General features: G+C 48.9%; 19 protein-coding genes and 1 pseudogene. 1 reads left to right on the top strand and 19 read right to left on the bottom strand.

Features of this window, described 5'->3' with window-relative positions; translation table 11 throughout:
• Positions 1 to 9: 9 nt before the first annotated feature.
• On the bottom strand, positions 10 to 1842 hold the full coding sequence (gene uvrC / locus MPHASIOC01_RS08035) for an excinuclease ABC subunit UvrC (protein WP_064594289.1): 1833 nt from the start codon (positions 1840 to 1842) through the stop codon (positions 10 to 12).
• Positions 1839 to 2495: a UvrY/SirA/GacA family response regulator transcription factor gene (gene uvrY / locus MPHASIOC01_RS08040; RefSeq protein WP_353614909.1), complete on the bottom strand. Its 657-nt coding sequence runs from the start codon at positions 2493 to 2495 to the stop codon at positions 1839 to 1841. The genes uvrC and uvrY overlap by 4 nt, the downstream gene beginning before the upstream one ends.
• 538 nt (positions 2496 to 3033) lie before the next feature.
• Here uvrY and MPHASIOC01_RS08045 point away from each other — a divergent pair.
• On the top strand, positions 3034 to 3258 hold the full coding sequence (locus MPHASIOC01_RS08045) for a DUF2594 family protein (RefSeq protein WP_064594291.1): 225 nt from the start codon (positions 3034 to 3036) through the stop codon (positions 3256 to 3258).
• Between the two features lie 88 nt (positions 3259 to 3346).
• Here the strand turns inward: MPHASIOC01_RS08045 and sdiA are convergent, their stop codons facing one another.
• The 17 genes and pseudogenes from sdiA to MPHASIOC01_RS08130 form a co-directional block, all read right to left on the bottom strand.
• Positions 3347 to 4069: a transcriptional regulator SdiA gene (gene sdiA, locus MPHASIOC01_RS08050; protein ID WP_064594293.1), complete on the bottom strand. Its 723-nt coding sequence runs from the start codon at positions 4067 to 4069 to the stop codon at positions 3347 to 3349.
• A 409-nt stretch (positions 4070 to 4478) separates the two neighbouring features.
• Positions 4479 to 5231 (bottom strand): L-cystine ABC transporter ATP-binding protein TcyN, encoded by a 753-nt coding sequence (gene tcyN, locus MPHASIOC01_RS08055; protein WP_064594295.1) that lies wholly within the window; start codon positions 5229 to 5231, stop codon positions 4479 to 4481.
• Complete coding sequence (tcyL, locus tag MPHASIOC01_RS08060) at positions 5228 to 5896, bottom strand: cystine ABC transporter permease (protein WP_064594297.1); 669 nt, start codon at positions 5894 to 5896, stop codon at positions 5228 to 5230. Before tcyL ends, tcyN begins: the two co-directional genes overlap by 4 nt.
• Before the next feature lie 24 nt (positions 5897 to 5920).
• Positions 5921 to 6907 (bottom strand): D-cysteine desulfhydrase, encoded by a 987-nt coding sequence (gene dcyD / locus MPHASIOC01_RS08065; protein ID WP_353614910.1) that lies wholly within the window; start codon positions 6905 to 6907, stop codon positions 5921 to 5923.
• A gap of 153 nt (positions 6908 to 7060) precedes the next feature.
• Positions 7061 to 7861, bottom strand: a complete 801-nt coding sequence (tcyJ, locus tag MPHASIOC01_RS08070; RefSeq protein ID WP_064594298.1) for a cystine ABC transporter substrate-binding protein — start codon at positions 7859 to 7861, stop codon at positions 7061 to 7063.
• 89 nt (positions 7862 to 7950) lie between these two features.
• Complete coding sequence (gene fliZ / locus MPHASIOC01_RS08075) at positions 7951 to 8502, bottom strand: flagella biosynthesis regulatory protein FliZ (RefSeq protein ID WP_353614310.1); 552 nt, start codon at positions 8500 to 8502, stop codon at positions 7951 to 7953.
• Between the two features lie 65 nt (positions 8503 to 8567).
• A pseudogene (locus MPHASIOC01_RS08080) lies at positions 8568 to 9287 on the bottom strand (RNA polymerase sigma factor FliA).
• Positions 9288 to 9420: 133 nt separating this feature from the next.
• Positions 9421 to 10620, bottom strand: coding sequence for an acyl-CoA reductase (locus MPHASIOC01_RS08085; protein ID WP_353614311.1), 1200 nt, complete (start codon positions 10618 to 10620; stop codon positions 9421 to 9423).
• The gene (locus MPHASIOC01_RS08090; RefSeq protein WP_353614911.1) at positions 10604 to 11686 is read right to left on the bottom strand and encodes an acyl-protein synthetase; all 1083 of its coding nucleotides are present in this window, start codon (positions 11684 to 11686) and stop codon (positions 10604 to 10606) included. The genes MPHASIOC01_RS08085 and MPHASIOC01_RS08090 overlap by 17 nt, the downstream gene beginning before the upstream one ends.
• On the bottom strand, positions 11683 to 13092 hold the full coding sequence (locus tag MPHASIOC01_RS08095) for an AMP-binding protein (RefSeq protein WP_353614312.1): 1410 nt from the start codon (positions 13090 to 13092) through the stop codon (positions 11683 to 11685). Before MPHASIOC01_RS08095 ends, MPHASIOC01_RS08090 begins: the two co-directional genes overlap by 4 nt.
• Positions 13085 to 14056, bottom strand: a complete 972-nt coding sequence (locus MPHASIOC01_RS08100; protein WP_353614313.1) for a transketolase C-terminal domain-containing protein — start codon at positions 14054 to 14056, stop codon at positions 13085 to 13087. Before MPHASIOC01_RS08100 ends, MPHASIOC01_RS08095 begins: the two co-directional genes overlap by 8 nt.
• The gene (locus tag MPHASIOC01_RS08105; RefSeq protein WP_353614314.1) at positions 14053 to 14874 is read right to left on the bottom strand and encodes a transketolase; all 822 of its coding nucleotides are present in this window, start codon (positions 14872 to 14874) and stop codon (positions 14053 to 14055) included. Before MPHASIOC01_RS08105 ends, MPHASIOC01_RS08100 begins: the two co-directional genes overlap by 4 nt.
• Entirely contained in the window at positions 14871 to 15614 is a 744-nt protein-coding gene (locus tag MPHASIOC01_RS08110) for an SDR family NAD(P)-dependent oxidoreductase (RefSeq protein WP_353614315.1), read from the bottom strand. Before MPHASIOC01_RS08110 ends, MPHASIOC01_RS08105 begins: the two co-directional genes overlap by 4 nt.
• A gap of 16 nt (positions 15615 to 15630) precedes the next feature.
• Positions 15631 to 16374, bottom strand: a complete 744-nt coding sequence (locus tag MPHASIOC01_RS08115) for an SDR family NAD(P)-dependent oxidoreductase (protein WP_353614316.1) — start codon at positions 16372 to 16374, stop codon at positions 15631 to 15633.
• 18 nt (positions 16375 to 16392) lie between these two features.
• Positions 16393 to 16632, bottom strand: a complete 240-nt coding sequence (locus MPHASIOC01_RS08120; protein WP_110026418.1) for an acyl carrier protein — start codon at positions 16630 to 16632, stop codon at positions 16393 to 16395.
• A gap of 21 nt (positions 16633 to 16653) precedes the next feature.
• The gene (locus MPHASIOC01_RS08125) at positions 16654 to 17307 is read right to left on the bottom strand and encodes an acetyltransferase (protein ID WP_353614317.1); all 654 of its coding nucleotides are present in this window, start codon (positions 17305 to 17307) and stop codon (positions 16654 to 16656) included.
• Positions 17304 to 18467: a DegT/DnrJ/EryC1/StrS family aminotransferase gene (locus MPHASIOC01_RS08130; RefSeq protein ID WP_353614318.1), complete on the bottom strand. Its 1164-nt coding sequence runs from the start codon at positions 18465 to 18467 to the stop codon at positions 17304 to 17306. The genes MPHASIOC01_RS08125 and MPHASIOC01_RS08130 overlap by 4 nt, the downstream gene beginning before the upstream one ends.
• Positions 18468 to 18470 lie beyond the last annotated feature (3 nt).

Raw genomic sequence — 18470 nt, forward strand, 5'->3', positions numbered from 1 at the left:
ACAGAGGCCCTAATGTTTCAATGCATAGAAAATCTTTTCTGCCAGTGCGTCTGATATTCCTGGCACTTTTGCAATCTCCTCAGCTGACGCATTACGCAAAGGCTGCAATCCACCCATGAATTTAAGCAACATCTGCCGCCGTTTTGGGCCGATCCCTTCAATAGATTCAAGGCTACTGGTACTTTTTACTTTCGCCCTTTTTTTACGATGCCCACTAATAGCGTGATCATGTGACTCATCACGAATGTGTTGTATCACATGCAATGCCGGTGAATCCGGTGGCAACGAAAAACCTTCCCCTTCGGGTTCGAAAAATAAAGTCTCCAAACCCGCCTTACGGTCACTTCCTTTTGCCACGCCCAACAGTAATGGATGCGTTTTATCCCAGGGGACATCCAGTTCAGCAAACACCGTTTTTGCCTGACGCAATTGTCCTTTTCCACCATCAATAAAAATCACATCTGGAATTTTGCTGTCATCAATCGCTTTACCATAGCGCCGGCGCAGTACCTGGTTCATTGCAGCATAATCATCGCCTGGCGTGATGCCGGTAATATTGTAGCGCCGGTAGTCGGCTCGTAATGGCCCACTGGTATCAAAAACCACACATGATGCGACAGTTTGCTCCCCCATAGTGTGGCTGATATCAAAACATTCCATTCGTTTGATTTTGGGCAACTTCAGAACTTCAGCCAGTGCTGTAAGGCGCTGGTGAATGGTTGACTGTTGTGACAGCTTAGTGACCAGTGCTGTCGCAGCATTAGTGCGGGCGAGTTTCAAATAACGCGCCCTGTCACCGCGTGGACGTGTTTGTACATGTATTTTACGCCCGGCAAGTTCCGACAGAGAATCACTCAGTAACCCGGGTTCAGCCAGATTGAAATCCAGCAATATCTCACCAGGTAAAGTACGCGACTGGCTTCCCTGCAGGTAAAACTGCCCAACAAAGGTTTCCACCACTTCGCTCAGCTCTGTACCACCCGGCACTTTTGGGAAATAACTGCGGCTTCCCAGCACCTTGCCCTGGCGAATAAACAGTACATGGACACAGGCCATGCCAGCATCAAATGCCACGCCAATTACATCCAAATCATCGCCAGTATTGGAAACAAATTGCCTTTCAGTAACCCGGCGTACAGCCTGGATCTGGTCTCTTAAGCGCGCCGCTTCTTCAAACTCAAGCGCCTGGCTGGCGGCTTCCATTCGCGCCACCAGCATCCGGATAACCTGGTCGTCTTTGCCAGACAGGAACAAACGCACATACTCAACTTGTTGCGCATAATCTTCATCGCTGACAATGCCTTTAACACATGGCCCCAGGCAGCGGCCAATTTGATATTGCAGGCAAGGCCGCGAGCGGTTGCGATAAACATTATTTTCGCACTGGCGTACAGGGAACACCTTTTGCAGTAACGCCAGAGTCTCGCGAACGGCATAACCATTCGGGAAAGGCCCGAAGTACTCGCCTTTAGCATGCTTCGCCCCACGATGCATCGCAAGCCTTGGGTGATGGTCGCCGCTCAGAAAGATAAAAGGATAAGATTTATCATCACGCAACAGCACGTTGTAACGTGGCTGATAAAGCTTGATGTAGTTGTGCTCAAGAAGAAGAGCTTCTGTTTCTGTATGGGTGACAGTGACGTCAATTTGGGCTATTTGAGCTACCAGCGCTTCGGTTTTTCGGCTGGAGACCTTAGTACGGAAATAACTGGATAACCGTTTTTTCAGATCTTTCGCTTTCCCAACATAAATGACTGTAGCCTGGTCATCATACATCCTGTAGACACCAGGCTTGTTAGTCACGGTCTTTAAAAAGGCTTTTGCGTCGAAATATTCACTCACTGACTTGCCAAAGGCTCCGTGTTACAAAGACCATGACGGATCGCCAGGTGGGTCAACTCGACATCGCCACTGATATGAAGCTTGCTGAACATCCTGTAACGGTAGCTGTTCACTGTTTTTGGGCTGAGGTTGAGTTGCTCTGAAATTTCATTCACCTTTTGTCCGCGCGTTATCATCAACATAATTTGCAATTCGCGTTCAGATAAAGAAGCAAAAGGTGATTCTGTTTTCTCCGGCTCTATCTGGCTGAGCGCCATTTGCTGAGCAATATCTGAAGCAATATAGCGTTGGCCTGAGTTCACGAGGCGAATGGCATTCACCACTTCTTGTGGTGCGGCACCTTTGCTCAAATAACCTGAAGCCCCTGCCTGCATAACTTTTGCGGGAAGCGGGTTTTCAGTATGGATTGTTAACATGATGACTTTAACTTCAGGCGTGGCGCGCACAATTTTACGGGTGGCTTCAAGTCCACCAATGCCCGGCATGTTCATGTCCATCAGGACAACGTCCACCGGGTTAGCACGGCAGAACTTAACAGCATCTTCACCACAGGCAGACTCACCCGCAATACGAATGCCTTTAACATCTTCCAGAATGCCTCGTATCCCTGCGCGCACCAGTTCATGGTCATCAACAAGAAACACGTTGATCAAGGGAGTATCTCCAGAAAAGGGATAACGCTTCATGCCCTTCACATTTCCAGTTGCCTGTACTGTGTATTGCCAGCACACAGGCTGTTGCCCTCAGCAACTCGATTTATTCCGGGTATATACATCATTTACTGTTTCATAGTACCGGGTTTTACAGCAACTTGAAATTGCTAAAAGAGACAACATCAGTTTTTTATGCCAATTGTGAAATTTTATCATGAGGCATAAGATAAAAATGCAACATAGTGGTTAAAAGCAACACAATTATGTAAGTTTGTAACACCAGGCACAAATTTGCCTTGTCAGGCTTTCCTCCACTCTTTTTTTCCTGCGCCTGTGTGAATGTTTTCCCCGCACTTACACATATCTGCGCGCATTTGTTCGTCAAGATGAAAGAAAACGATTATCGTTTATTGGATTAAACATGTTGAGATACAGTTTTGCTGACAGAAGGAATATAACTTTCGTGAGCTATGCTATAATGCGCGCCTTTCGTCACATATTGTGATTGATACATTGTATCATTTTTATGAGGTATCCAATGAGCCAACCTGATTTATCCACTAGTGAAAACCTCCAGGAAATTGCACTGGAAATCACCTGCCTGAAAGCAATGGTCACCCAAATGCTGAAAGCTATGGGCCAGGCCGATGCAGGGCGCGTGATTATTAAAATGGAAAAGCAGATTGCAGAAATGGAAGATCCGGCTCAGGCGGCCGTATTCACCAATACAGTTAAGCAAATTAAACAAGCTTATCGCCAGTAACCCTCTGCCATAAAAGAAAAGGCCGGTGGATATTGAGATCCCCTGCCGGCCTTTTCGCTTCTGTCTGCACGCAGAACAATGTTGCCTTTCAGATAAGCCCGGTTGCCGCGGCATAACAGGCTATTTGGGTTTTATTCGGCGCATTAAACTTCTTCTGCATATTTTTTTGGTGAAAATTTACTGTATTTTCTGAGATAGATAAAATCATGGCAATTTCTGCAGAGGTTTTACCTTCCGCAGTCCAAAGCAAAATCTCCCTTTCCCTTTTGCTCAGCTTGTACTCAACAGACTGCTGTACCTGTTCATCAAGACGATTAAGGGTAACCATGCTCAATTCAGTCAGTAACTGAAGATGCAATGATGTTTCATCATCGCTCAAAGCCTGTTTACGCTTACATTCCGTTGATACAGACAAGAATCCAATGGCCCTGCTCGGCGCAATCAGGCACTGGGTGACGCCAAATCGCAGGCCGTGCGCCTGCGCAGATGCCCAAAACTCGGGGACATCGCGGAACAGTGACTCATTCCACGGCAGATAGCCAAGATTATAGTTCTCTGGCCGTAACACCGGGTCTATATCAAAGTAGTTATTCGAAATATATTCATTCTGCCATTCCTGACTGTAAGTTGAATAAACAGTTAGCTTAGGTCTGGTAAAAGGAACCGGATAGCGAATACACAAAGCGAAACAATCATAACCTATCAATTGAGTCTCTTCAGTTAACAAATCCCACAGCTCCTGAGTTTGTTGTACTGAATTAAAGCGAGACTTCACTTCGCATCGCCAACTAAAGAAGTTGGTATTTCCCATTATTTTTCTACATCTCCTAATCTGCCACCTGGACCGACATGGATAAAATACCATACAAATAGGAAAACGTTAGTGTAAAAGGCATTTTTCTCAGGAAAAATCTTATTGATTATTGGGTGATTGTTCTACTCGCCTGTATTGACAGTATTTATACTCATCACGCTAATAATTACTCATATCGACAGTATTAAATCACTTAAGAGCCATCTTACCACTGCTTAATAATCTCATGCACACCACAGGCCATTTGCATTATGTACTGTTTGGGCTTCAGTATGACAAAGAGGAATAACCTATTGGCAGGCGAGTTGAGGGTGTCTGGTACGAGGAGGAAAATTGCCAATGGAAATGATACCTGGAGTCAATTCAGATAAAACCAGCGCACCAGCCGGCGCGCCGATAGTACTGGTTAATTGACTAAAAACTTTTCCAGAAACTGACGGGTTCTCGGATGTTCCGGATTGGAAAACAGTTGATGCGCAGGCCCCTGTTCAACGATGTTTCCCTGGTCCATAAATATCGCTCTGTCGGCGACATCCCTGGCAAACGACATTTCGTGAGTCACAATGACCATGGTGCGTTTTTCTTCAGCAAGCGCGCGGATTGTCGTTAACACCTCGCCCACTAGCTCTGGGTCCAGCGCTGATGTCGGCTCATCAAACAGAATTACTTCTGGTTGCATGGCTAATGCGCGGGCAATCGCCACACGCTGCTGCTGCCCACCACTCAGGCGCTTCGGGTACTGGTTTTCTTTGCCCGTCAACCCGACTTTTGCCAGCAGTTCACGGGCGACAGCAATGGATGACTCCCGCGATTCACCCTTCACGATAACCGGACCTTCGATAATATTCTCAAGCACAGTACGGTGAGGAAACAAATTAAAGTTCTGGAAAACAAAACCAACATGTTGGCGCAACTGACGTATTTTAGCGCGCTGGCGGCTGATGCCAGTCTGTGCATCAACCAGAATATCCCCAACTTTGATTGTGCCACTGTCCGGGATTTCCAGTAAATTGATACTACGCAACAAGGTTGTTTTCCCGGAACCACTTGGCCCGATAATTGCCACAACTTCACCGGGGCGGACATCAAAATCGATTCCGTGTAACACAGTCTGACCATGAAAGGTTTTGACCAGTTTTTTCACTTCAATGGCGCTCATTTAGGGTCTCGCTCCTGGCGGTTTAACTGGTTTTCAAAATAATTCTGCAGTGCAGACAGTACCGTAGCCATGACCCAGTAGATAACTGACGCTGCCAGGTACATAGTGAACACTTCCAGAGTGCGTGATGTAATTAATTGCGCCTGGCGAAACAGCTCAGGGACCTGAATGGTGGCAGCAAGTGATGTGTCTTTTACCAGGCTGATAAAGCTGTTACTCAGTGGCGGCAGAGCGACTCTCGCCGCCTGAGGTAAAATAGCGCGACGCATTGTCTGCCAGCGCGACATCCCAATACTTGCCGCAGCTTCCCACTGCCCTTTGTCAATAGAACCAATAGCGGCGCGCAAAGTTTCTGCTGCATAGGCCGCCGTGTTGAGTGACAGGCCAATCATAGCGGATGGTACAGGATCCAGCTCAATACCAAATTGAGGGAGACCGTAATAAATCATAAATAGCTGCGCTATCAGTGGAGTACCACGGAAAATGGAAATATAAGCCCGCGCCAGCCAGGACACAGGCCATACTGGCGACATTCTCATTAGTGCCAGTACAAACCCCAGAACCAGGCCAAAGAACATGCCACCGATACTGAGCTGAAGTGTAAATACCGCGCCTTTAAGTAGATAAGGCAGGGATTCCAGTATTAACTGAAGACTTTCTTGCATTATTATTGTTTACCCTGAAAAACGTTATACATGAGGATGATAGGCGAATAGCGCTGGCGCTCCACCGGTGTGAATAAACAGTACCGGGCCTTCATCTTTGAAGCGTTTCTGGTTGATACCGTCAATCAACCCTGCCATTGCCTTGCCGGTATACACCGGGTCCAGCAAAATGCCTTCCAGTTCAGCCACCAGTTTCACTGCATCATTGCCCGCCTGGTTTGGCATACCATATTCTGGAGCAAAATAGTCATCCCACAGTAAGATATCATCACTGACCTGGGTATCCAGCAACGTAGCCACTTCGTGTTGTAGTTTTACGACTTTGGGCCTCTGTTGCTCTGCAGTACGCGAAACTGTAACACCAATCAACTCCGTACCCGGCATGGCCAGTTCAAGCCCGACAGCAAGTCCCGCATGAGTGCCGGCACTACCCGATGCCACTATCACCGAAGAAATACGCGCGGCTTCATCACACTGCCCGGCAATTTCCAGCGCACTTTCGACATACCCCAGAGCGCCCAGCGCATTAGAGCCACCAACAGGCACAACGTAGGGACGAAATCCCTGAGCTTCCAGGCGTTCAGCAATTTCTGCCAGTTGTGCGTCAGGCGCATCCAGCGCGGCACACATTTCCACCTGGACATTAAAGAGATCCAGCAACAGCCGGTTACCGTTTGTCAGGTAGTTTTCTGCCTGAGTGCCGATGGGGTTTTCCAGTAATGCGACACAATGTAACCCCAGTTTTGCGGCAACAGCGGCCGTCTGGCGAACATGGTTGGACTGAATGGCACCGGCAGTCACTAATGTGTCGGCACCTTCACGCAGGGCTTCTGCCGCCAGAAACTCCAGTTTGCGCAATTTATTCCCGCCCATCGCCAGCGGCGTGGTGTCATCACGTTTGATGAAAATTTCCCGGCCAAGGTGGTCTGATAAACGTGGCAGGTATTCCAGCGCGGTTGGCGCACCAATCAGTTCAAGGCGAGGGAAACGAGTAAGATTTTGCAAGGACAAATTTTGCTGGAGCATAGTGCCTCCGGGTTACCGGTAAAAGAGTCATGTTATTGATTATGCTACAGGGATAAGCTAACCAACAGTTCCATAGCCAGAAACGATAAAAAAAGGTGCCAAAGGCACCTTTCAGAGATAATTCGTGCGGATGCGTCCTTACTTCGTGACGTCGGCACCAAACCATTTTTCTGACAGCGCTGGCAGGCTGCCATCTTTTTGCATATCGGCAATCGCACTGTTAATGGCTTTGAGCAAATCTTCATTACCTTTGCGCAATGCTACGCCAGACTCCTGACGGGAGAACGGCTGCCCGGTCACGGCCAGAGTATCGTGAGTTTTCTTGACCAAATCCAGTGCCGCCAGACGGTCGACCAGAATGGCATCTATACGCCCTACACGCAGATCCTGGTATTTGGTCGGATCATCATCATAGGTACGGATATCAACACCCGGTACATGTTCACGCAACCATTGTTCGTAGTTAGTGCCCAGGCCAACGCCCACTTTTTTACCTTTGAGGTCTGCGGCGGTTTTAATTTCCCCGGCATTCTCTTTTTTCACCAGCGCCTGAATACCTGAAACGGTATAAGGCGTGGAGAAATCATATTTTTTCTCACGCTCAGGTGAAATCGTAACCTGGTTAATGACCACATCAATACGCTTTGCATCAAGGGATGCCAACATGCCATCCCATTTGGTCGGTTTCAGGTCAGCTTTTACGCCAAGGTGATGCGCCAGGGCTTTAGCAAAATCGACTTCGAACCCGGCAAGCTTGCCATCCGCATCCTGAAAACTGAATGGAGGATAAGTGCCTTCAAGCCCGACACGCAGGGTGCCGCGCTCTTTAATCGTGTTGAGCAGGTTTTCAGCGGCAAAAGTTTTCACACTCATACCAGCGACCAGCGCAACTGCCATCATTCCCATCAAAGCCTGTCGGCCGAAGGTTGTTAATTTCATTATTAATCTCTTCCCAATGTGTAAATTGTGATGCAGTTTAGTGCCTGATTCAGATAAATCAAACACACTCTGCTACAACTTATGCCTTTTTAATATATAGCGGAAGTCGATTTGTTTTCAGCCTGGCTATCCGGCAGCTGGTTTTTTTGCCGTAAATACTGTGCGTACTTACGCAAGGCGATACGGTAATTGTTCGGGCTGGTTGCCGGTAACCACTGCTCCAGGGCTTCATCCGGCGTGAGATCACAGGCCAGCTCTTTTGCCACACCTTGCTCAGCCAGATGCGTCGCCAGGCGGCGCAGGCGCACAACATACTCGCGAATGGTGCCATGGCTCATATCGGTTTGTTCAAAAAGGTACTGTTTGAAGCCAATAATATCAAACCAGTCATTATGTTCGTTGCAATGCAAATCACTGCAAAAGCGGCACAATGCAATCCAGTCCTGTTTGACAATTTGCCATGTCGCTTCATCAATCAACGTATCCAGTTGAGCGATGGCGGTTTTATTGACGATTTCATCACGCCTGACCAGTGTTATTCTGTCCAACAACTTGCCACAGTGAGCACAGTGGGTTTGCGAGTGTTTGAAATCTTTAAGATAGCGGCTTAGCGGCCGTCTTTTGGGTTGGTGCACCGTCATGATAACTCCCTGGTATTAAAGGTCTATGGGGCGGCTCTACCAGGATCATGACGGTGTGTCAGAATCTATAACTTACCCAGCTTAGTGCGTAATCGTTTAATCGCCTGACTGTGCAACTGACTTACCCGTGATTCACCGACTTCCAGTACAGCGCCAATCTCTTTGAGGTTGAGCTCTTCCTGGTAATACAGCGTCAACACCAGTTGTTCGCGTTCCGGAAGTGATTCAATGGCCTCAGCCACGCGCTCCCGTAAATCGCTGTTCAACAATTGTTGCAGCGGGTTCTCTTGCTGGTGATCATCAGTCACCAACTCAATGCTATCGCCATGCTCTTCACGCCACTCATCATAAGAAAAGAGTTGGCTGTTATTTGTGTCGAGCAGCATCTGACGATAATCTTCGAGCGAAATATTCAGGCGCTCTGCAACCTCGATTTCAGTTGCGTTACGCCCTAACTCCTGCTCCAGTTGCCCAATCGCCTGCGCGACTTCTCATGCGTTACGCCGGACACTGCGCGGGACCCAGTCCCGACTACGCAGTTCATCCAGCATAGCACCACGAATACGTTGCACTGCGTAAGTGGTAAAAGCCGTTCCTTGCAGGGCGTCATAGCGTTCAACCGCACTCAACAACCCGATGCCGCCCGCCTGCAGCAAATCATCCAGTTCAACGCTCGCCGGCAATCGCACCTGCAGGCGCAATGCTTCGTGGCGCACCAGAGGTACATATCGCTGCCACAGCGAGTGTTTATCCATTACACCATCAGCGGTATAGAGTGAATTCACGATAAACAGCCCTGCGTTAATGAGTTATCGGCACCATTATCTGATTCTGGAGGGCATTTAATCCGAGGAATAGTGGGATAAATGGGGTTTTATTTGCGCCTTCCAGGGTGACACAAACAAATTCGCCTCACAATCAGCTAATTACCTGAACATGACGGGTTAAATAACTGACTAAATCATACCCGTCCCAAAGCAAAGAAAATTGCATGCTTTGCCCCAGTGGAACAATTCTGTCCACACCACGGGGATGTGTTTGAGACATAAAGCAATGAATATCTTCCACTGCGACACCAAAGGTAGTTATGGTCTGGCATTTTTCACCACACAATGGCGCAATATCATCCAGCGAATGAGCCATATATTCATAGAAATACCCGGACTGATGATGATCACGCAATTTATCCGCATCGAGGTGGTCTGACTCAACACGAAATACCATATTCTCGTGCCGGTTCACCAGGCGGCTACCAGAGTTTTGTGCAACATCCTGGCAAAAATGGGTAAGATTTTTTACTACATTAGCCGCGACCAACGTGTATTTATCCTGCAACCAGGCCGTATACATCTCCCAGAACATAGTGCGGGCCAGTGGTGTCCTGTTGCCTAACCACACAACCAACTTACTGGCTGAACAGGCCTGCTGATCGGTCAATAAAGTATCATTATAGAAATCTTCCAGTATGCGTGCTTTATTTTCCGCCGCCAGCCAGGCATCAGCATTAATGACTGAAAAAGAATAACGGTCGGCAAAAGCAATATCGATAGCACGCGCAGGCAATGGTGAGCGACGAATAGCCGCAATGGTCTGGTCCCCTCCCCAAATTAATCTTGCATGACACAAACCAGAAAAGTAATCCGTTATTTGTGATTCATGACCATAATTGACCAGAATAACCCGATGCTGCTGTGCGGAAAATTCAGTAAGGCATCGGCGCCATGCGTCACAAATTATTTCAACCTGAATAAAAGGCTTAGAAGGAAGTCGTACGATATTCGCATTGCCCGTCAATAACCCGGCCACCAGCGAATAGGCAAAATTAACTGCAACATTTGATGGCGCAATATGAAAGGCCAACCCACGACCTGTCTGGTGCTGAGTTACCGGGAATGCCCCTTGTTGTTGCTTTAGGGATGCCCGGCGGCACCAAAATGCAAGGCTCATTACATCCGGCCATTCACGCGTGCGGGGATCTTCTCGCAGGCAAGCGGAAAAACGTGCCACCAATGCCATCGTTTCTTCACTGAACGGGCGGCAGGGGTGCGCAGACAGTGCCTGGTGGAGTTGCTCTTCTCCACCGATACGAAAAGTAACACCTTTAAAATTGTGCGGCATATGTATCACTACATCCTCTTAATTCAGCCTGAGGTAGGCGCCCAAGAATTTTGAAATATTTCCCTGCCCGCCCGCACGGGCAATCATCTTCACCGAGCAAAACGCCTTCATCTTCTGTCAGTAAGGAATGCCCGGGATAGGATTCCGGGATTACCGACATCACCTGGACTATTCCGGGCTTACCGGGTGGGCACACAGAAAAATCGCGAGGATCACGAATGATGATGTCAGAAAACACACTGGCATGAAGATGTCCGTGTTCACATTGCATGTAAATACAACCTGTTTGCTCCACCATGCCGTAATAATCGCACACACGACTAATACCGCTTACAGCATGAAGCCTGCTGGCAAACTCACCGGGCGTAACGGCCTGATTGTGCAATTTTTTCCAGCCACCACCATGAATTAATATACCTGCGGATAAATCGACTTTACGCCCGGAGCCAGCCAGTGCCTGGTAAAAGTGCTGCCAAACCATAAAGGTAAAACCGAATAGCAGGACTGGCTTACCTTGATATTTTTTTGCAAACGCTTCCACAGCCTCCAGGTTTAACGTCATATCATCATTCAGCGCCCAGGTGCGGTCAGCGCCAAAGATTGAAAAACCCAGAATGCCCGCCCCCCGTGCCGAGAACATATTGCGGTCTTTCATTACCGAAGGTGCATCAATAATCAGCATAGGCATACGGGCAGCCCCGGTAAACGCGCTGACAATTTTCACCAGCACTTTTTGCTGGTTCGCCGCAGTCAGTTTATCAAGGTATATCTTTGATACCGCCTGACCTGTTGTGCCGGAAGATGTCATCGTTTTGACAATGTCTTGTTGTGCAACACTTGCCAGAGACAGTTGCTTAAACAATGAAACCGGAATAAACGGAACGGTTTCTGGCGAAACAATGGACTGAGCAGAAAGCCCCAACCCATCAAGGATCCGCTGATATGGCTGGCAGGCTGCATAATGTTGTGCTGTCAGCCACCGCATTCTGTCTGTTATCCAGGCACGTTTATCATTGCGCAGTAACGAGAATGGCGCATAGTTCAGCCAGTGCTGGTCATCCACTATAAAGCCTCCAGTTGCGCATACAGCGTCTTGCCTGCGGCATTTTTCGGGATAGTTTCTATCTGGCGAACATCGAATGCAGAATGGTGGAACTGAAAAATACCTGTCAGAAACTGTTTGACCTCACCTGGTGAGTATGACTCTGTTATCCATACCCGAATATGGTCATCCTCTCCGCCTGCGGCACATTCGATGCCAGCGAAACTGGCTTTGATGCGGTGTTCAATATCATCCAGCCCAACGCGGTTACCAAAAACTTTCAAGAACCTTTTTTTACGCCCAACGATGGTATAGATGCCCCCGGCATCCCGGCTTGCCATATCTCCCGTGACAAGACGCCCCCGGTTATCATCGCCACGGGCTAAATCTTCACGACAGATGGCGTAACCCAGAGAAACATTGTCGCCATAATAAACCAGTTCCCCCACCACATCGTTTTGGGTAATAACCTGCCCCTGCGCATCAAGCAGTTCAAAACGCCCACCGGGAATAGCCTGCCCCATGGCACCATTTTTATCGATACACAAATCCGGGGGCAAAAATCCCATTCGGGAAGTGGCTTCACACGCACCATACATCACAAAAAAGCGCTTATTCTCTTGCTTAGCCCAGTGCGCAAAAGCGTCCTGTAACACCGGTGCCAGTTTCCCTCCCGCCTGGGTTAAGGTGGTCAGGTGCGGTAATGCCATACGCATAAACCGCAGTTTATTCAGCATTTCAAAAGTATAAGGCACCCCGGAGAGCGATGTAGCCTGATGGGTTTTGATAAACTGCCAAAACTGGCTTTGTAATGGGCTGGCTTTAGTCAGTAGCAGTGTCGCCCCAACCGCCAAATGGCTGTTGATAATCGACAACCCAAACACATAATTCATGGGCAAATAGGCCACCGGCCTTTCATGCAAAGAGATATCCAGGTAATCGACAATGCTGTCGCAGTTTGCCTGTAAATTACGATATGTCTGCCTGACAAGCTTGGGGCTTCCCGTTGAACCCGAGGTTGTCATCAGTAGCCCTAACTCATCCGGCATTTCTGGAGACGGCTCACCCGTGGCAACCAGAACATAACCGGCATGGTTCAGTATCACCTCACCAGACACAGCCCGGTTTACGGGCTGCCATACATAACCGGGCTTCCAGACTGCGAACAAGTCCTGTGCAAGAGTGGCATCCAGCGCGTTATCCAGCATCAGTGGCACAGCCCCCGCGCGCAAACATGCCAAATACCCTACCAGCGCACCTGGTGTGTTTTCACACAGACAGAATAGTAAGCTACGCGGCTTCAGGCAGGCCGCCAGCCGGTCAACCAAATCAGATAACTGCAGATAAGAGAGTTGCTGTCCTTCATCGTCAATCACTGCGGTGCGCAGATTAAATTCAGTTGGCCATTGCCAGAATGGAAGCTTACTCATAGCAAGTTTCCTGTATTTTCCTGCTGACATGGCTGGGTGTCAGACCATGTTGTTCCAGCATCCATTGGTAATCACCTGCGTGGCCATAATACTGTCCAATTCCAATGGGAAGCACTCTTGGCCCGTGGGCCTGGAAACTACGCCATTCAGCAACCGCGCTCCCCAGTCCACCAATTGTACTGTGCTCTTCAATCGTCACCAGCCAGTTAAAATGCTGGTAAGTGGCCAGTATCTCAGTATCCAGTGGTTTCAGGGTATGCATATCAATCACTGCGACCTGCTTCCCTTGTTCTGCAAGATTTTTTGCCGCGCCCAACGCAACAGCCACCATGCTCCCGGTTGCGATAATCGCAACACTTTCCCCTTGCTGGAGAATATTTGCTTTGCCAGGAATAAATGTTGTCGGTTCGCGATACACCACCGGCGCACGCATTGCACCCGTTAAACGCAGATATACAGGCCCGTCCAGATTAGCAGCGACCTCGGTTAACTGTGCCGTCGCTGTTGCATCAGCAGGCGATAAAATCGTCAACCCTGAAATAGCGCGCAGTGTTGCGATATCTTCAATGCCGTAATGTGTAACCCCAAACATACCCATCGCAAACCCGGAAGCCAGCCCCACAACTTTGACATTCTCCTGAAGATAGCCAAGGTAGTGGCGAACCTGTTCACATGAGCGCAATGCAGCGAAATTGGCAAACGTAGTGGCAAACGGAATGGTTTGTTGTGACGCCATTCCGGCGGCGACCCCAATCAGGTTCTGCTCTGCGATACCGACATTAAAAAAACGTTCCGGATAAGCTGTACTGAAACGTTCAAGGCCCGATGTCAGCGCCAGATCCGCCGTCAGCGCAACAATGCCAGGATTTTCTGCCGCCAGTCGTTGCAAGGCCATGCCAAACGTCCCACGGGTTCCCATCATCGACCAGGCGCGAATATCAGCAGGTGAAATAGCCAGGCTCATTGCGCGCCTCCTAATTCTTGCAGTGCCAGCTCATACTGAGCACGGGACATTTTATTGCGGTGCCAACCGTTGTTATGCTCCATAAAAGAAACACCTTTCCCTTTGACAGTTCTGGCAACGATGGCTTTGGGTTTCCCATGAGAAGGCATAGCCAACGCGTCCAGAAGCGCATCAAGATCATGACCATCACATTCAATCACATGCCAGCCACAGCCTTGCCAGAGCGCCGGGAAATTCATCTCGACAGTTTCTCTGCATGACCAGTCAGACTGGAAGCCATTGCAATCAACAATCGCGGTAATGTTGCTTAATTTTTGGTGTGCCGCAAAAAGCGCACTTTCCCATATGGAGCCTTCATTACACTCACCATCACCCAGAATCACATAGTTGTGCCAGGGTTGCTGGCGTCGGCGCTGAACCAGCGCTATCCCACAAGCGTAGCCAATGCCATGGCCTAACGAGCCACCGGCAAAATCGATACCTAGCGCTGGATTCATTGGCGTCAGCGCGGGTAACAATGAGCCACTATGGTCAAATGTGGCAAGCTGCTCATCAGACAAAACACCGTAGTGGTGTAAAGTGCAATACAACGCCAGTGCAGCGTGACCTTTACTTAACAGCAGACGGTCACGCTCTGGCGAACCCATGTCAGTTGCCTGATAACGCATCACTTGCCCATACAGTGCTGTGGCAATTTCCACCATGGACAAAGCGGGTCCCAGATGAACACCATCAACGGGAGCCTGCCAGGCTGTGTGAATAATCGACTGACGGATTTGTTGTGCCGCGGTTTGCAACACATCTGCTGTACTTTTCATCGTAGACCACCATCCACCCGAATCACCTGCCCGGTGATATAACTGGCAAGATCGGATGCCAGAAACAAAGCGGTTTCGGCTATTTCTGAGGGCAACCCGGCACGACGTAAATCGGCCGTATTTTTTGCCTGCTCAATAATGTGTTCTGGCATGGTAGACAGCATATCGGTCTCCGTGATGCCGGGCGCTATGCAGTTAGCCCGAATACCCGACTCACCCAGTTCAGCAGCTATCGATTTGGTCATCGCTATCATTGCCGCTTTAGATGCACCATAAGCCGACTTACCCGGGTTACCATCTTCACCTGCCGTTGAAGCAATATTCACGATACTGCCGCGTTTATTTCTTACCATCAGTTTGCTGATGTACTGGCTGAATAAGTAAACAGAAAAGAAGTTCACCTCAAACTGCTGGCGCAACTGTGTTTCACTGGTCATCTGAAACAGGCTGTTAAGAGTGATACCCGCATTATTTACCAGGGCGTCAATCGGCCGCTTGTCAGCCATAATTTGTTTAACCGCCAGTTTCATCGCGCTGGTGTCGGTCATATCAAAGAACAGTGGGAAGATTTGCACACCATAACGTTCTGCCGTCAGTGCCAGTGACGCGATATGCTCACTGTCTTCTTCACGCGCGTGGGCATAAATTGTGGCACCGTTGGCGGCAAACACATCAACCATTGCCCGGCCCATACCACGCCGGGTGCCTGTAATAATTACTGTTTTCCCTTGTAAACACATGAACAAATCCTCCGGGTTACGCCATGCCGCCATCAATACGAATCGTCTGACCGGTGACATAACTGGCCGCGTCACTCGCCAGCCATACCATTACACTGGCAACCTCTTCCGGCAAACCCAGACGCTTCAGTTCACAACGGTTTAACTGCCGGGACATCGCTTCTTCAGGCAAGCCTTCCGTCATCGCAGTTTTGATGACACCAGGCGCAACCGCATTAACCCGGATCCCCTGAGGGCCGAGTTCCATAGACAATGTTTTGGTCGCAGCAAGCCATGCGGCTTTGGAGGCAGCATAGGCCAGTTGCCCACTGTTGCCATCCAGCGCCGATATGCTGGAAGTATTGATAATGCTGCCACGCTTATTACGCAGCATCAGACGAGTCATATATTGCGTAAAAGCAATTTGCCCAAAAAAGTTAATTGCAAATGTCTTTTGCAACTGCGCCTGAGTCATCATAGGGAACAACGCATCGAAATTCGCCCCGGCGATGTTCACCAAAATATCTACAGGCACTTTACTTTTCTGAATGACGCCTGCGGCCTGTTTAATTGCCGTATCATCCAGTAAATCGAAAATTACTGGAGTAATCGTGACGTTACAGGTTTCAGCGAGTGCTGCCATTTCAGCAAAAAATTGCGCATCTTCGTGCTGACAGCAGGCGAAAACATTCGCCCCCTGCTTTGCGAAAGCTTCAACGGTTGCTTTACCAATACCTTGTAAGGCACCAGTAATTACTGCATGTTTACCAGCCAGTAGCATGTGACACGCTCCCGTTTATCAGGCAATTTCGACATCGTATTTCTGCAGAATTTCTTTCCCTTTCTCCCAGGAGGAAAAATCGATGATGTCATCGGTATCCATCATGATATCGAAAGCATCTTCCAGTGCGGCAATCATGGTCATATGCCCCACAGAATCCCAGGCTGGCGTATCCTGGTATTTGTAGCCTGGTAGCATTTCCTCTGTCACTTCAAAGGTTTCAATAAAGATGCTGTTGTACTTCGCCAGATTGCTCATGGTTAACTCCTGAAAAATGACTCACCGCTGCGGTGAAGATTTAAAAACTTTGCCCTGATCATTGTTGCGCATGGCGCGTGCCGGATTTCCCAGTACAATTGTGGACTCGCTAACCGGGTTAAAAACCGCTGACCCCATGCCGATAATCGCGTCTTGCCCTATCGCGGTTTTCTCTTTGATGGCGCTGTTCATACCAATAAACACACGGTCCCCGGTTGTGCACCCACCCGCCAGCATTACCTGGCTTGATACCACACAGTGCTGCCCTATTTTAGTGTCATGCCCGACACAGGCTCGTGGCTGAACTAATGAATTTCGCCCCAAAACGACATTGCAGGAAATAAAAGCGCCGGTGCATACAATGCACCCGGCTTCAATCACCGTTGACTGAGGGATAAACACATCAGGATGTATCAGTGTTGCCAGTTGAAAATCGGCACTGAGTTTATCTGCTAACTGATGACGCAAAGCAGGCTCACCCAGCGCAATGACAATTTCTGTATCGGTGGGTATATCACCAACGCGTAATACCGGGCTCCCATTGACCTGTTGCTCTGCGGTCACATCATCAATAAAGAACACGCAAGACCAACGGCCTGTGTGCGCATTGATTTGTAACGCAAGTTCCCGCACTTCTCGCCCCAGCCCACCGGCGCCATAGATACCCAGATTCATAACGTGTGCCCTGTTGAATGCACCACCGCCGGGTCACTGGCACAACGAATATGGGCCGCCTGACGTAATACCGTGACAACCCGGTCCTGATCTTCGTGGGTGAGATCCGGGTAGATGGGCAGGCACAAAATACGGGCTGCGATATCTTCCGCGACCGGCATACGTCCCGGTTGTGCAGAAGGCAAATGCCGGTACATAGAAAAGGAGCTTATCAGTGGGTAGAAATAGCGGCGGCTGTAGATATTTTCCGCCTTAAGTGCATCGTAAAGTGCGTCGCGGCTTACAGGGAAATCAGGAGCGACCAGTACAGGGAAGTAAGCATGATTCCACTCAACGTTAGCCGGCGCATTGAATACACTCAGACCGGGAATGGTTTCGAGCGCATCACAATAACGCTGATAAATGGCTGCACGCTGTGCAAGAGCGGCGTCAATATGGTTCAGTTGAACTAACCCAAAAGCGGCCTGCACCTCATTCATTTTGGCGTTGATGCCTGGTGCCACTACTGTGGTCTCATCGGCAAAGCCGAAGTTTTTCAAATAATCAATTCGCGCTTTCATACGCGCATCAGGGCAAATAATCGCGCCGCCTTCAAAGGTATTAAACACTTTGGTGGCGTGAAAGCTGAGAATAGACAAGTCGCCACAACGCAGGATACTTTCACCATCTTTTTTCACGCCAAAAGCGTGGGCCGCATCGTAAATAACTTTCAGTCCCCAGGCATCAGCAATTGACTGGATTTTGTCAACATCGCAAGGAATACCGTAACAATGGACAGGTAAAATGGCAGTCGTTTGCGGTGTAATTAATGCTTCAATTTTTGCCGGGTCAATATTGCAGGTAATGGGGTCAATATCTGCAAAAACCGGGGTAAGACCATTCCACAGCAACGTATGGGAGGTCGCCACAAAAGAATAAGGCGTTGTGATAACTTCACCACTGATACGCAAGGCCTGGAGTGCCGTTAATAATGCCAGTGTGCCGTTAGAAAACAGGCACAAATGAGACACACCCAGGTATTCAGCCAACGCCGATTCCAGTTGCTGATGAAAAGTGCCACCATTGGTGAGATAACGGTTTTCCCAGATTTTTTCCAGGTAAGGCGTAAACTCCTCCAGAGGAGGTAACAGTGGGCTGGTAACAAAGATATTTTTATTCATGGT

Source organism: Mangrovibacter phragmitis (assembly GCF_040429585.1).
Lineage (GTDB): Bacteria > Pseudomonadota > Gammaproteobacteria > Enterobacterales > Enterobacteriaceae > Mangrovibacter > Mangrovibacter phragmitis.